Origin of the sequence: Kitasatospora sp. NBC_01539, assembly GCF_045040525.1 — a bacterium.
Taxonomy (GTDB): Bacteria; Actinomycetota; Actinomycetes; order Streptomycetales; family Streptomycetaceae; genus Kitasatospora.
The window spans coordinates 8,562,361-8,576,427 of sequence record NZ_CP109390.1 but is presented as its reverse complement, the minus strand read 5'-3'; the positions used below and the strand labels follow the sequence as shown (position 1 = coordinate 8,576,427).

Genomic DNA, 14,067 nt, shown 5'->3' with positions numbered 1-14,067 from the left:
GCCCCACCCGGTCGGTTGCCCCACCCGGTCGGCTGTCCCGGTCGACTGCCCCCAGCGGTCGGCTGCCGCGCCGGCCGGCCGAACGCCCGCCGGGTCGCGTCCCGGACGCGTCCAGGCCCCGGCAGAACCCGCCGGGCGGGCGCACAGCTCCTCCTCCCCACCCACCGCCCCGCCCGTGTGCCGCCTGCCGCGGGGCTCCACAGGAGGTCCCACCCGTGCACTCCGCACCCGGCCCGTCCACGCCGCGAAGAGCGCCCGCCCGCGTGGCACCCGCCGTCCTCCCCGCCGCCACCCGCACCGTCGCGGGGTTCCGCGGCACCTGAGCCGTCCGGGGCCCGCAGGACCTGACCCCCGCGCGCCCCGGACACCCGGTCCGGCCTCCGCACCGGAGCCCCGGACCACGCCCCCACCCCCACCCCCACCCGACGCCCGACGCCGCCACGGCCGAGGGCACCCACCCAGCAGAGGTCCCCCACATGCACCGCACCCACCGCCGCCCCGGGCGGCAGCGAGCAGCCGCCGCCACGGCCGTCGCCGCAGCGGCAGCCCTCGGACTCACCCTCGTCGCGTTCCTCCCGTCGCCCGCCGGCGCCGCCACGCCCGGCACCGTCTCGGTGCCCGGCACGTTCAACAGCGAGATCGGCTGCGCCGGCGACTGGGCCACCGACTGCGCGCAGGACCAGCTCACCCGGCGGGCCGACGGGCTGTGGTCCGCGACCTTCGACCTCCCCGCCGGCAGCTACGCCTACAAGGTGGCGATCGACGGGAGCTGGACCGAGAACTACGGCCAGAACGGCACGGCCGGCGGCGCGGACATCCCGCTCACCGTGCCGGCCGGCGGAAAGCCCGTCACCTTCGTCTACGACCCGGCGACCCACCGGATCACCGACGACGCGGCCAGCAGGACGGTCACCGCCGCCGGCAGCTTCCAGTCCGAGATCGGCTGCCCCGGCGACTGGGCCCCCGACTGCCTGCTGTCCAAACTCCTGGACACCGACGGCGACGGCACCTACACCTGGGCCACCACCGCGATCCCCGCGGGCAGTTGGGCGGTCAAGGCCGCCATCGACCGTTCCTGGGCGGAGAACTACGGCCAGAACGGCACGGCCGGCGGCGCCGACATCCCGTTCACCGTGCCGGCCGGCGGCGCGACCACCACCTTCGGCTACACCGCCGCCACCCACCTGCTGACCGTCGTGAGCGGCACCGGCTCCACCGCCACGCCCTCCCCCGGCCCGACGACCACCCCGCCCGGCACCGGGAACACCCTCGGTGCGATCTGGACCAGCACCGGCACGACCTTCCGGATCTGGTCGCCGGACAGCACCGCCGTCACGGTCGGCGTCGGCGGCAGGACCTACCCGCTGAGCCCGGTCACCCTCGGCGGATACAGCGGCGTCTACCAGGCCGTCGTCGCCGGCGACCTCAAGAACCAGCCGTACCAGTTCTCCGTCGGCGGCAACGCCGTCCGCGACCCGTACGCCCAGATGGTGAACCCGGGCACCACCCAGGGCGTCGTCGTCGACTCCGGCTCGGTGCTGCCGACCGGCGGCAGCTGGGCCGCGCGGCCCGCCCGCACCAACCGCGAGGACTCCGTCGTCTACGAGCTGGACGTCCGGGACTTCACCGTCGACGCCAGCTCCGGCGTCGACCCGGCCAAGCGCGGCAAGTTCCTCGGCCTCGTCCAGGGCGGCACGACCGGCAACGGCGTGAAGACGGGCATCGACCACCTCAAGGAGCTGGGTGTCACCGACGTCCAGATCCTGCCGTCCTTCGACTTCAACAGCACCGTGCCCAACTGGGGCTACGACCCGGCGAACTACAACGTGCCCGAGGAGCAGTTCTCCCAGTACACCGCGCCCGAGGACCGGATCCGCGAGTACAAGGACATGGTCGACGCGTTCCACCGCGCCGGGATCCGCGTGATCATGGACGTCGTCTACAACCACACGGCCGGCAAGGACGTGTTCGGCGGGATCACCGGGAAGTACTACAACGGAACCGACCTCTCCGGCACCGGCAACTCCGTCGACGACGGCAACCCCATGGTCAGCCGGATGATCCGCGACTCCCTGGAGCACTGGGTGCGCGACTACAACGTCGACGGCTTCCGCTTCGACCTCCTCGGCGTCCACTACTCGACCAACGCCGCCGAGTGGGGCAGCTACCTCAACGCCACCTTCCCGGAACGGCAGTTGCAGATCTACGGCGAGCCCTGGAGCGGAGGCGTCGCCGACGCCGCCGAGGCGCAGAAGGTCCGCTACGCGGCCGTCCCCACGCTCGCCGACGCCCACGTCGGCGTCTTCAACGGCGCCTACCGCGACGCGATCAAGGGCGGCACGCAGGACGCCGTCATGGCGTACATGAACGGCGGCGGCACCGCCTCCTCGATCGCCCTCGGCATGCGCGGCTCACCGCTCGCCGCCAAGAGCACCGGCCGGCTCGCCGACACCTGGAACCCGGCGTTCGCCTACGACCCCGAGCAGACCGTCAACTACGTCTCCGTCCACGACGACCTCAACCTGTGGGACAAGATCACCTACTCCGGCGCGACCGGCGGAGCCACCGGACGGGCCGGCCGGATCGACCGCTTCGCCACCGGCATGGTCCTCACCTCCCAGGGCATCCCGTTCTTCGCCGAGGGCGACGAGTTCCTCCGCTCCAAGGTCGTCGGCGGCAACTACGAGACCGCCAAGAACTCCTACAACGCCGGTGACGACGTCAACGCGATCCACTGGGGCGACAAGGCGGCCAACGCCGCCACCTTCGCCTACTACAGGGACGCCATCGCCCTGCGGAAGGCCACGCCCGCCCTGCGCCTCACCACCTGGGACGCCGTCAGGAACCAGATGTCCACCCAGGTGAACGGCGCCGTCGTGGTCTCCTCCATCAGCTCCAGCGCGGGCGCACCCACCGGCTACGACACCGTCGTCGTCTACAACCCCACCGACAGCAGCTACACCACCACCCTCCCCGCCGGTTCCTGGACCAAGGTCTTCGGCACCAACGGCGCCACCAGCGCGACCGGGAGCGTCGCCGACCCGCTCGCCGTGACGGTCTTCCGGAAGAACTGACCCGCGCCACACGGGAGCCCCCGTCCCTGCCGGGGTCCGTCCGCGCCGCCGCCGTCCCTCCGTGGCGGCGCGGACGCCCGTCCGGTTCCGACCCGCCGGCCCGCCGCGGGCCGGCGGGTCAGAGCCGGGTGGTGCGGGTGTCCGCCCCGAAGTCGTCCAGGAGCGCCAGGGCAGCGCCGTGGGCCGCCTCGTCGCGGGCGGCGGGCGAGGTGCGGGCGGGCCGGCCTTTCGCGTCCAGGTAGATTCCGGTCCGGCCTTCCAGCGCGGCCGACGACGCCGCGGCCAGCGTGGAGGCGGCGGCCGTGTCGGCGCTGCGCCGAGCCGGGCCGAGCCGGTAGTACAGGCCCCAGCCGGCCCGCATCGCGGGCGGCAGGAAGGTGCGGTCCATGGCGCGGGTCATGCCGGTGTCCGCCGGGCCGGGGTCGACGGCGGTGACCGTCACCGGGCCGGTGCCCGGCTCCCGGGCGAGCGCGAGGCCGGCCATCAGGACGAGCAGCTTGCTGCGGGCGTAGACGGTCATCGCGACGTACGGCCCGGCCTCCGCCTGCGGGTCGTCGAGCGCGTCGACGGCCCGCCGCACCATCTTGTGCGCACCGGAGTTGACCAGCACGACCCGGGGGGCCCGGCCCGGCTCCGCGCTCGCGGCCAGCCGGCCGAGGAGCAGCCGGGTCAGCAGGACAGGTGCGACGGCGTTGACGGCGAGGTTCGCCTCCAGGCCGTCCGGGGTGCTCCGGCGGGAGCCGTGGTTGACGCCGGCGTTGTTGACCAGCAGGTGCAGCCGGGGGTGGTCGGCGAGGATCCCGTCGGCGAGCCGACGGACGTCGCCGAGCACGCCGAGGTCGGCGATCCGCAGGTGGACGGCCTCGGGGGCGATGCCCGCGGCCTCGGCGATCCGCCGGACCGCGGCGTGCCCGCGCTCCGGGTCCCGGCCGGTGACGACGACCTCGGCGCCGCGACGGGCCAGCCCGACGGCGGTGCTCAGGCCGATGCCGCCGGTACCGCCGGTCACCAGGGCGACCCGCCCGGACAGTGAACGGTCGGGAGCTCTCGTGCTCACGGCCGCCTCCTCCCATGATTCGGGTAGAGCAATGGGTGCAGCGAATGCATTCAGTGCATTGACTGCACCGAATGGCCGCACCCGGATGGTAGGCCGAGCCGAGGCCGACTGCAACACCTGCACTTCCTGCAGCACACGTATCCGATGCAGTCACTGCACCGGAAGGGCTAGGATGGAACGCATGGACCAGCGACCCACCCTGCGCGAACGCGAGCGGCAGCAACGGCACCGGCTCATCGCCGACACCGCGCTCCGGCTGTTCGCCGACCGGGGGTTCGAGGACACGACCGTGCAGGACATCGCCTCGGCGGTCGGCATCGCACCCCGCACGTTCTTCCTGCACTTCCCCGGCAAGGACGACGTGCTGTTCGACCTGGACGTCCGACGCTGCGCCGACCTTGCCGACCGGCTCGCCGACCGCACCTCGGGGACCGGCGCGCTCGACACCGCCGCGCAGGTCGTCCACGGCTGGATCACCGAACGGGGCGCCGGGACGGAACGGCTGCTCGCCCGGATCATCGGCGGATCACCCGCGCTCGCCGCCCGCGGCCGCCTCCAGGTGTCCCGCTACCAGGACCTGCTGACCGCCGCACTGCACGCCGACCTCGGCACCGGCCCGGACGACACCCGCCCCGCCATGGCCGCTGCGGCCGCCCTCGCCGGCTGGGAACACACCGGCCGCCGCCACGCCCGCGGCGAGGTGGCCGTCGCAGACCTGCCCGGACTGCTCGCCCGTGCCACCGCGTCAGCCGCCACCCTGCTCACCGGTACCCCCTGACCGGGCTTCCCTCCCGGACCGGGACGGTTCACCGCGCCCCTCGTCTCGCTCCGTCGCCGGCTGCCGGCTGCCGGCACCGACGGGTCACCACTCCCACCGGAAGCCGACCACGGCCTCCTCCAGGTAGGGCAGGAACTGGTGCATCACCCCGTCCGCGCCCACGGCGAGCGGGACTTCACGGACCAGCTCGCCGGCGTCGTAGTCGTCCCACGCGCACCACCAGGCCCGGCGGGGCACGGCGCGGTCGAAGACGATCCGCATGTCCACGTTGTCGATCCGCTTGCGTGCCGCCCGCCGCAGCTGGACGCACGGCCCGGGGGTGGGCCGGTGGACGGTCGTGTAGTGCAGCGAGGCGTGCTGGCCCCGGCGCAGCCGTCGGTCCAGGCCGAACCTCAGCCCCACGAAGCCCGGGCTGCTCGGCCGGAAGCCGCTGAACGTGCCGCCGACGACGGACTCGACACCGGTGACGGTGTCGCGCGGGCTGTACGCGTAGGAGTCGACGCCGTCCTCCAGTGCGAGCAGCACGTGGCTGTGCTCCGTCCGGCGCAGCATCCGGTCCGCGTCCAGGTGGTAGCGCGAGAACAGTGCGGTGGTGCGGTGGCGCTGGGGCTGGACCAGCGGAACGGGCGGGTGCCGCAGGGTGAACGTGATGCCGCTGCCGTCGAGGTCGAGTTCGCTGCGGCCGGAGAAGGCCTCCCAGACCAGCGCGGTGTCCTCGGCGGAGAACCCGAAGGAGTCGGTCAGCCAGGTGACGGTCTCGTGGGTCAGCTGTTCGCCGAGCAGGGCCTGGCGCACCCGGTCGCGCAGGCGGCGTGGGAGGTCCCGGTCGGTGTCCGGTCTCAACCCGCTGTCCCAGACGTGGAGTGCGACGACCTGGGAGACGGCGGAGTAGCTGATCCCGTCGCCGCGCTTCCGCCGGACGTGGGCCAGCCAGCGGTTCCGGTAGGCGGGGCGGCCGGTGAGCAGTCCGCGCAGCGCGCTGCCCGCGGCAGCGGCCCCCTGTGCCTGCGGGTCGTCGTCCGGGCGGGGCAGGTCGGTCCGGAGGTGTCGGGGCGGGCCGGGGTGCCGGGGCCGAGGGGTCCGCGGGTCGTGCGGTTGCTGTCCGGTGGGGGTCGCCGCCAATGCTGCCGCCTTACGGTAGGAGCCGAACGTCACCACGACACGGGGGTCGAACCGATGGTGCCCGAGCAGGAGCCCTACCGTCCCGCGAACGTCTACGGCCACGAGGCCGGTGGTCGGGGGGCGCTGCCCGGACGGTTCGGCGGGTGGGAGGACGTACCGGTGGAGGAGCCGGACGAGTCGGACGGTCCCGAGATCACGCCCGAACTCCGCAAGGCCGGAAGCTATCTGTCGCCCTTCCGGATGGACCACATCGCGGAGCTGCACTCGGCGAGGGCGGCGGCGCGGGGCTCCGGCAAGAGCCTCTTCCCCGCGGGCTGGACGGACGATCAGATCTTCGAAGCGGTGCAGGCGGTCGCCGCCGACCCCTCCTCCCGCTGGACCCGCGGGGACGACGACCTGAGCGGACAGCCGGGGACGCTGTTCAACCCCTGGCACCGGCTCCCGGACGTGGAGTGGGCGATCCCCGCGCGGTTCCGGGTGGACGGCACGCACCGCTCGGTGCGGATCCGGGTGATCGTGGAGCCCTACGGGGAGGGTGTCATCTCGGGTTACACGTACGGGGGTTGAGGGCTGCGGGGCACGGTCGGCGGCCATCGCCGTAGCGTCGCCGCAGCCTTCGTACGGTGGTCAGGTCCGCCGGATCCGGTCCGGGCGTCCCGCCACCGGGCCTGCCTGTCAACGAGCTTGCCGCTCGACGGATCCGACGGACCATCAGCACCGCACACCGAGCGAAGGGTCAGGACATGAATTCCCTCCTCCAGCGAGCTGCCGCGGTCGTGGCAGCCTGCGTCCCCCTGGCCGGGCTGACGGTCGCGGTCGCGCCGGCCGCCGACGCGGCGGGCTACGCGACGATGACCGTCCAGGCCGGGGCCGCGGCGCGCACCGCGCCGTACGCGGAGTCCTGGTCGTTCATCGGCTGGGTCACCTCCGACGGCTGGCGCAACCCCAACGGGCAGGCCTCCTGGGTGTCCTGCTGGAAGGACGCGGGCTGGGCCACGGGGAACTACTCCAGCAACCGGTGGTTCTACGCGTACGTGAACTACTCCGGCGGCGCGCAGCCGACCTGGGCCTACGTCCACTCCTCCTACGTCACCAACCAGTCGGCGGTTCCCGCCTGCCCGTAGCGGACGGACCGGCCCCGCTGATCGAGGTGTCCCGGGGCCGCGGCCCCGGGACACCTTCCGCGCCGCGGCCCGCGGCACGGTTCCGTGCACCGTTCCGGCCGTCGGGGCCGCACCCGCACCGGGGACGGCCGGGGAGGGCGGGAGCACCGGGGCTCCCGGGCAGGGTGTGGCGGGCCACGGGCCCGTGCGGCGGGTCCGGAGCGTCCGCCGGGCCCTGGTGGGGCGGGTGGGGCGGTTCCCGTGAACGGCCGACAACCGACCATCGGGAGCATGCCAGAGGTCTGTGCCACGGCGTTGGGCGATCCTACGATGTGAGGCGCCGCCGGGCCCGATCACCGGGAGCGGCCGACGCCGGACACCGTCCGGCGCACCAGAGCAGCCCGTCCCGGCGGAGCCGCCCGCCCCGGAGCCCGGGAGCGGGCTCGCAGCGCAGGCTGCACCGCGCAGGCAGCACACCCGTCCTCACCACCCAGGGGGTACGCACATGCACGCCCGCACCGTCGCACCGTCGTTCAGACCCGTCCGCGCCGTCCTGCTCGTCCTGGCCATGGTGGCCGGTCTCATGGCCGCCGCTCTGCCGGCCGCCGGGCCCGCCCACGCCGCCGTACCGGACCGCTGGGGCTTCGCGTTCCTCGACAACCCGACCCCGCCCGCGGGGTACGTCCCCGACCTCACCCGGCAGTGGGGCAGTTGGCCCTCCCCGGCCGCCAACCCGGTCAAGGTCGACCAGCTCGGCGTGGGCGCGTACGTGGTGCACTTCCCGTTGATCGCCGGCCCGGGCGGCATCGCCCACGCCACCGCCGTCGGCCGCACCGGCAACTGGTGCCAGATCAAGGGCTGGTCCACGGCGGGCACCGGGCAGGACGTCGCGGTCAACTGCTACCAGCCGAGCGGCGCCCCGTCGAACACCCTGTTCACCGTGCTCTACACCACCAGCAGCGGGACGCCCTCGCCGGCCGGCGGCAGCTACGGGTACACCTACTCGGCGGTCAGCGGGGCGGTGCTCGCGCAGTACAACTCGGCCGGGGCGGTCAACACGGTGAGCCACGGCTCGACCGGCATCTGGAAGGCGTGGCTGCCCGGCCTGGGGGTGTCCACCGCCGCCGGGAACATCGAGGTCACGGCGGTCAACGGGATCCAGGGCGCCCGCTGCAAGGTGGCCGACTGGGTACCGGGCGCGAGCGGGCAGACCGTGGTGGTGGCCTGCTTCAACGCCGCCAACGCGCCCTACGACACCACCTGGACGCTGAGTTACTCCCTCAAGCGGGCGGTGCACGGGCCGGCGTTCCCGCCGAAGTCCTTCGGCTACCTCTGGTTCAACGGCGGCGTACCGGCGAACACGAACTTCAACTCCGTAGGGGCGGTCAACACCCTCGCCGGATCCGCGCCGTTCACCGTCACCCTGCCCGGCGTGGCCGTCCCCTCGGACACCGCCCACGCCACCGCCTACGGCACCGGACCGGGCTGGTGCGGCCTCGCCATGCCCTGGGCGCGCACCAGCGGCACGGTGCAGCTCTACACCCTCTGCTTCAACCCGGGCGGCACCCCGGTCGCGGCCCCGTTCCTCACGGCCTACACCTCGGCCTTCTGACTCCCGCCCGACCCCTGTGGGCCCGGTCCGGCAGGCCGGGCCGGGCCCACGGCACGACACGCACGCCACGGCGGCCACGACATCCCGTCGTGGCCGCCGTGGCGGAGGTCAGAGCCCGAGGTCGGCCTCGAACGCACCCTCCTCCAGTCGGGCCTTCACCGTGCCGAGGAAGCGTGCGGCATCGGCACCGTCCACGATCCGGTGGTCGTACGACAGGGCCAGGTAGACCATGTCGCGGACGGCGACGACGGTGCCCTCCGGGGTCTCCAGCGCGACCGGGCGCCGGACGGTCGCCCCGATGCCCAGCATGCCGACCTGCGGCTGGTTGAGGATCGGGGTGTCGAACAGCGCACCGCGCGAACCGGTGTTGGTCACCGTGAAGGTGCCGCCGGCCAGTTCGTCCGGCTTGAGGCCGCCGTCGCGGGTCCGGGCCGCGAGGTCGGCGGTCCTCCGGGCGATGCCCGCGGTGCTGAGGTCGCCCGCCCCGTGGATGACCGGGACGAACAGGCCCCTGTCGGTCTCCACCGCGATGCCGATGTTCTCGACGTCGTGGTAGGTGATGGTGTCGTCCTCGTTCACCCGGGCGTTGAGGACCGGGTGCAGCTTGAGCGCCTCGACGGCGGCCTTGACGAAGAACGGCAGCGGGGAGAGCTTGACGCCCTCACGCTCCCGGAACCCGGCCATGGCGAGCTCCCGCAGCCGGATGATCCGGGTGACGTCGGCCTCGACCACGGTGGTCAGCTGGGCCGACACCTGGAGCGACTGGACCATGTGCCTGGCGATGGCCTTCCGCACCCGGGTCATGGGCACGGTCTGCCCGCGCAGCGGCGAGGGGGCGGCCGCCGCGGACGGCCCGGCCGGAACCGGGGACGGTGCGGCGGAAGGGGCGGCGGACGGGGAGGCGGGAGCAGCGGCGGGAGCCGGGGCCTCGGCGGCGGCGAGGACGTCCTGCCGGCGGATGCGGCCGCCGATGCCGGTCCCCTGCACGGCTGCCAGCGGGACGCCCAGTTCGGCGGCCAGTTTGCGGACCAGCGGGGTGGCGTAGGCGGCCTTGCCGCCGTCACCGGCCGGGGCCGGTGGGGTGAACGGGACCGGCGCCGGCGCCGCGGTCCGAGCGGGCGCAGGGGCCGGTGCGAGGGCCTGGGCCGGTACGGGCGCAGGGGCCGGGGCGGGCACAGGGGCCGGGGCGGTTTCCGTGACGGGGGCGGGTTCGGCGGCGGGGGCGGGTTCGGGGGTGGGGGTGCCGGTGCCGTCGTCGATGACGGCGAGTTCGGCGCCGACCTCGACCGTCTCGTCCTCGCCGACCTTGATCGAGGCGAGGATGCCGGCGACGGGGGCCGGGATCTCGGTGTCGACCTTGTCGGTGGAGACCTCGAGCAGCGGCTCGTCGACCTCCACGCGCTCACCCTCGGCCTTCAGCCAGCGGGTGACGGTGCCCTCGGTCACGCTCTCGCCCAGTGCGGGCAGTGTTACTGAGACCGCCATGGTGTCAGCGACTCCTATCAAGTCTTGCGTTCGGGAATGGATGGACTGCGGGGGGCCCGCGGATCAGTCGTGCGCGTGCAGCGGCTTGCCGGCCAGTGCGAGGTGTGCCTCGCCGAGGGCCTCGGACTGGCTGGGGTGCGCGTGGATGAGCTGCGCGACCTCGGCGGGCAGCGCCTCCCAGTTGTAGATCAGCTGGGCTTCGCCGACCTGCTCGCCCATGCGGGCGCCGACCATGTGGACACCCACGACGGCGCCGTCCCTGACCTGGACGAGCTTGATCTCGCCGGCGGTCTTGAGGATCTTGCTCTTGCCGTTCCCGGCGAGGTTGTACTTGAGCGTGACGATCTTGTCCTTGCCGTACTGCTCGACGGCCTTGGCCTCCGAGAGGCCCACGGAGGCGACCTCGGGGTTGGAGTACGTCACCCGCGGGATGCCGTCGTAGTCGATCGGGACGGTCTTCAGGCCGGCCAGGCGCTCGGCGACGAGCATGCCCTCGGCGAAGCCGACGTGGGCGAGCTGCAGGGTCGGCACGAGGTCGCCGACGGCGGAGACGGTCGGCACGCTGGTGCGCAGGTACTCGTCGACCAGGACGTAGCCGCGGTCCATCGCGATGCCCTGCTCCTCGTAGCCCAGGCCGGCCGAGACGGGACCGCGGCCGATGGCGACGAGCAGCAGGTCGGCGTCGATCTGCTTGCCGTTCTCGGTGGAGACGCGGACACCGTTCTCGGTGTACTCCACGCCCGAGAAGCGGGCCTTCAGCTCGAACTTGATGCCGCGCTTGCGGAAGGCGCGCTCCAGCAGCTTGGAGGAGTTGTCGTCCTCCAGCGGCACCAGGTGCGGCAGGCCCTCGACGATGGTGACGTCGACGCCGAAGGACTTCCAGACCGACGCGAACTCCACGCCGATCACGCCGCCGCCCAGGATCACGGCGGACTTCGGGATGTAGTCGAGCTTGAGGGCGTGGTCCGAGGAGATGACCCGGTCGCCGTCGATGGTCAGGCCCGGCAGCGACTTGGGGACGGAGCCGGTGGCCAGCACGATGTGGCGGCCCTCGATGCGCCGGCCGTCGACGTCCACCGAGGTCGGCGAGGAGAGCCGGCCCTCGCCCTGGACGAAGGTGACCTTGCGGGAGGCGACCAGGCCCTGCAGGCCCTTGTAGAGGCCGCTGACGACGTCGTCCTTGTACCTGTGGACGCCCTTGATGTCGATGCCCTGGAACGTCGCGAGGACACCGAACTCGGCGGCCTCGCGGGTCTCGTCGGCGACCTCGGCCGCGTGCAGCAGGGCCTTGGTCGGGATGCAGCCGCGGTGCAGGCAGGTGCCGCCGAGCTCACCCTTCTCGATCAGTGCGACGCTCAGACCCAGCTGGGCGGCGCGAAGCGCCGCGGCGTAACCGCCGCTTCCGCCTCCGAGAATGACTACGTCGAAAACGGTGCTGGCGTCGTTCGCCACGTCACGTCCTCCATGGGGGAAGGGGATGTCAGTCGGTGAGGTCGAGGGCGGCGGCGACGATGCTGTCCGTGTCGATGCCGTGGTAGCGGTAGACGTCCTGGATGGTCCCCGACTGCCCGAACCGGGTGACGCCGAGCGAGGTGACCGGCACGTTGTTGATCGTGGCCAGGAACGCCAGGGTGTGGGGGTGGCCGTCGAGGACGGTGACCAGGGGCGTGGCCCGGTCGGCGGGGAAGACCTGGTCCAGGATCCGGTGCGACCCGTCCTCCAGCCCGCGCCGGGCCTGCAGGGCCCGGAAGAGCAGGTCGGGGCTGGTGACGCAGACGACGTCGGCGCCGATGCCCTGCGCGGCGAGCCGGTCGGCGGCCGCGAGGGCCTCGGGGATCATCGCGCCCATCGCGGCGACGGTCACCGCCGGGGCCTCGTGCCGTCGCAGTGCGTACGCGCCGGCGACCGCCTGGCGGCGGCGGCGCTCACGGGCGACCGGGTCGGCCGGCACGGCGGCCAGGGTCTGGTCCACCGGCCGGGTGGACAGCCGCAGGTAGGCCGAGCTGCCGTCCGGGCCGCCGAGCCTGTTCATGGCCTCCAGGAGGCACCACTCGGTGTCCAGGGCGAAGGCCGGTTCGTAGCTGGTGACGCCCGGCTGCTCGATGCCGAGGGACGGGGTGGTGATCGACTGGTGGGCCCCGCCCTCCGGGGCGAGGGTGACGCCCGACGGGGTGCCGACCAGGATGGACCGGCCGCCGGCGTAGATGCCGAACGACCAGGGCTCCAGGGCGCGGTTGACGAACGGGTCGTAGACGACGCCGATGGGCAGCAGCGGCTGTCCCCAGCGGCTCCACGTGGCGCCGAGCTCGCCGAGGAGTCCGACCAGGTTGGTCTCGGCGATGCCGAGTTCGAGGTGCTGGCCGGTGGGGCGCTCCCGCCAGTGCAGGATCGTCTCCGCGTCGTCGGCGAACCAGTCGGTGCGCTCGGCCGCCGACCAGATGCCGACCTTGTTGATCCAGCCGCCCAGGTTGGTCGAGGAGCTGACGTCCGGGCTGACGGTCACGATCCGCGCCGCCGCCTCGGGCGCCTGCCGGGTGAGGTCGAGCAGGACCCTGCCGAGGGCCTGCTGGGTGGTGCCGGTACCGGACGGGGTGCGTCCGATGTCGGCGGGCACGGACGGGGACGGCTGCGCGGGGAGGTCTGCGCGCCGGAGCCGGTCGGCCGCGCGGAGGCACAGTGCGGCTTCGGCACTGCCGTCCGGGAAGCGGCCCCAGGGGGCGTCGAGGTCCGTCCCCACGCGGGCGGCCAGCTCCCGCATCTGTCCTTCGGTCAGCAGGGAGGAGTGGTTCTGCGGGTGGCCCTCGTTGGCGAGCCCGCGGCCCTTGACCGTGTAGGCGAAGATGACGGTCGGCCGCGTGTCGTCGATGGCGTCGTAGGCGTCCAGCAGCGCTCCGAGGTCGTGGCCGCCCAGGTTGCGCACCGCGGTGTGCAGTTCGGTGTCGTCCAGGTCCGCGACGAGGCGGCCGATCGGCTCGCGGGTCGAGCCGGTGCCGGGCAGGCGGTCGCGCAGCTGCTCGGGGGTGCAGCGCAGCAGCCGCTGGTACTCGGGGTTGCCCATGGCGTCCAGACGCACCCTCAGGGCGTCGCCGCCGGGGCGGGTGAAGAGGTCCTGGAGCTGCTGCCCGTACTTGAGGGTGAGCACCTGCCATCCGGCGGCGGCGAACGCGCCCTGCAGCCGGTCGGCGGCGATGTCGGGGACCACCCGGTCGAGGGACTGCCGGTTGAGGTCGACGACCCACACGATCTCGCCGAGGCCGGCGACCATCGGGTCGTGCACGGCCTCCCAGATCGCGCCTTCGTCGAGTTCGGCGTCACCGAGCAGCGAGAACTGGCGGCCGTGGCCGGCCTGTCCGAAGCGGCCGTCCACGTAGCGGCGGGCGATCGCCCCCCAGATCGGAGCCGTGGCACCGATGCCGACCGATCCGGTGGAGTAGTCCACCGGGTCCGGGTCCTTGGTGCGGCTGGGGTAGCTCTGCAGGCCCCCGAGGGCGCGCAGCGTGCCGAGGTACGACTCGTCGAGTTCGCCGAGCAGGTAGTTGATCGCGTGCAGCACGGGCGAGGCGTGCGGCTTCACGGAGACGCGGTCGTCCGCGCCGAGGTGGTGGAACCAGAGCGCCGTCATGATGGACGCCATGGAGGCGCTGGACGCCTGATGGCCGCCGACCTTGAGCCCTTCCGGGTTGGGGCGCACCCGGTTCGCCCGGTCGATGATCGCCGTCGACAGCCACAGCACGCGGTCCTCGACCGCTCGAAGGGTCTCCAGCACGTCCTGCCGGGAGCGGCCCGGCGTCTCCGATCCAGTCGACGCGGCACTCATGACCATGGTCCGACACCTC

General features: G+C 73.3%; 10 protein-coding genes. 5 read left to right on the top strand and 5 right to left on the bottom strand.

Features of this window, described 5'->3' with window-relative positions; genetic code table 11:
• Positions 1-476 precede the first annotated feature (476 nt).
• The gene (locus tag OG335_RS37170) at positions 477-3,074 is read left to right on the top strand and encodes an alpha-amylase family glycosyl hydrolase (protein ID WP_405009463.1); all 2,598 of its coding nucleotides are present in this window, start codon (positions 477-479) and stop codon (positions 3,072-3,074) included.
• Between the two features lie 118 nt (positions 3,075-3,192).
• Here OG335_RS37170 and OG335_RS37165 read toward each other — a convergent pair whose 3' ends face one another.
• Positions 3,193-4,131: an SDR family NAD(P)-dependent oxidoreductase gene (locus OG335_RS37165; protein ID WP_405009464.1), complete on the bottom strand. Its 939-nt coding sequence runs from the start codon at positions 4,129-4,131 to the stop codon at positions 3,193-3,195.
• A gap of 181 nt (positions 4,132-4,312) precedes the next feature.
• Between OG335_RS37165 and OG335_RS37160 the strand changes: the two genes are divergently transcribed.
• Positions 4,313-4,909, top strand: a complete 597-nt coding sequence (locus tag OG335_RS37160; protein ID WP_405009465.1) for a TetR/AcrR family transcriptional regulator — start codon at positions 4,313-4,315, stop codon at positions 4,907-4,909.
• Between the two features lie 84 nt (positions 4,910-4,993).
• Here the strand turns inward: OG335_RS37160 and OG335_RS37155 are convergent, their stop codons facing one another.
• On the bottom strand, positions 4,994-6,031 hold the full coding sequence (locus tag OG335_RS37155; protein WP_405009466.1) for a hypothetical protein: 1,038 nt from the start codon (positions 6,029-6,031) through the stop codon (positions 4,994-4,996).
• A 54-nt stretch (positions 6,032-6,085) separates the two neighbouring features.
• Between OG335_RS37155 and OG335_RS37150 the strand changes: the two genes are divergently transcribed.
• The 3 genes from OG335_RS37150 (at position 6,086) to OG335_RS37140 (ending at position 8,746) form a co-directional block, all read left to right on the top strand.
• Entirely contained in the window at positions 6,086-6,598 is a 513-nt protein-coding gene (locus OG335_RS37150) for an EndoU domain-containing protein (protein ID WP_405009467.1), read from the top strand.
• Positions 6,599-6,774: 176 nt separating this feature from the next.
• On the top strand, positions 6,775-7,155 hold the full coding sequence (locus OG335_RS37145) for a hypothetical protein (RefSeq protein ID WP_405009468.1): 381 nt from the start codon (positions 6,775-6,777) through the stop codon (positions 7,153-7,155).
• A gap of 484 nt (positions 7,156-7,639) precedes the next feature.
• A complete protein-coding gene (locus tag OG335_RS37140; protein ID WP_405009469.1) occupies positions 7,640-8,746 on the top strand; it encodes a hypothetical protein in 1,107 nt (368 codons plus the stop codon).
• A gap of 108 nt (positions 8,747-8,854) precedes the next feature.
• Here OG335_RS37140 and sucB read toward each other — a convergent pair whose 3' ends face one another.
• The 3 genes from sucB to OG335_RS37125 form a co-directional block, all read right to left on the bottom strand.
• Entirely contained in the window at positions 8,855-10,231 is a 1,377-nt protein-coding gene (gene sucB, locus OG335_RS37135; RefSeq protein ID WP_405009470.1) for a 2-oxoglutarate dehydrogenase, E2 component, dihydrolipoamide succinyltransferase, read from the bottom strand.
• A 63-nt stretch (positions 10,232-10,294) separates the two neighbouring features.
• Positions 10,295-11,683, bottom strand: a complete 1,389-nt coding sequence (gene lpdA, locus OG335_RS37130; RefSeq protein WP_405009471.1) for a dihydrolipoyl dehydrogenase — start codon at positions 11,681-11,683, stop codon at positions 10,295-10,297.
• Between the two features lie 28 nt (positions 11,684-11,711).
• Complete coding sequence (locus OG335_RS37125) at positions 11,712-14,054, bottom strand: transketolase-like TK C-terminal-containing protein (RefSeq protein WP_405009472.1); 2,343 nt, start codon at positions 14,052-14,054, stop codon at positions 11,712-11,714.
• Positions 14,055-14,067: the final 13 nt, after the last annotated feature.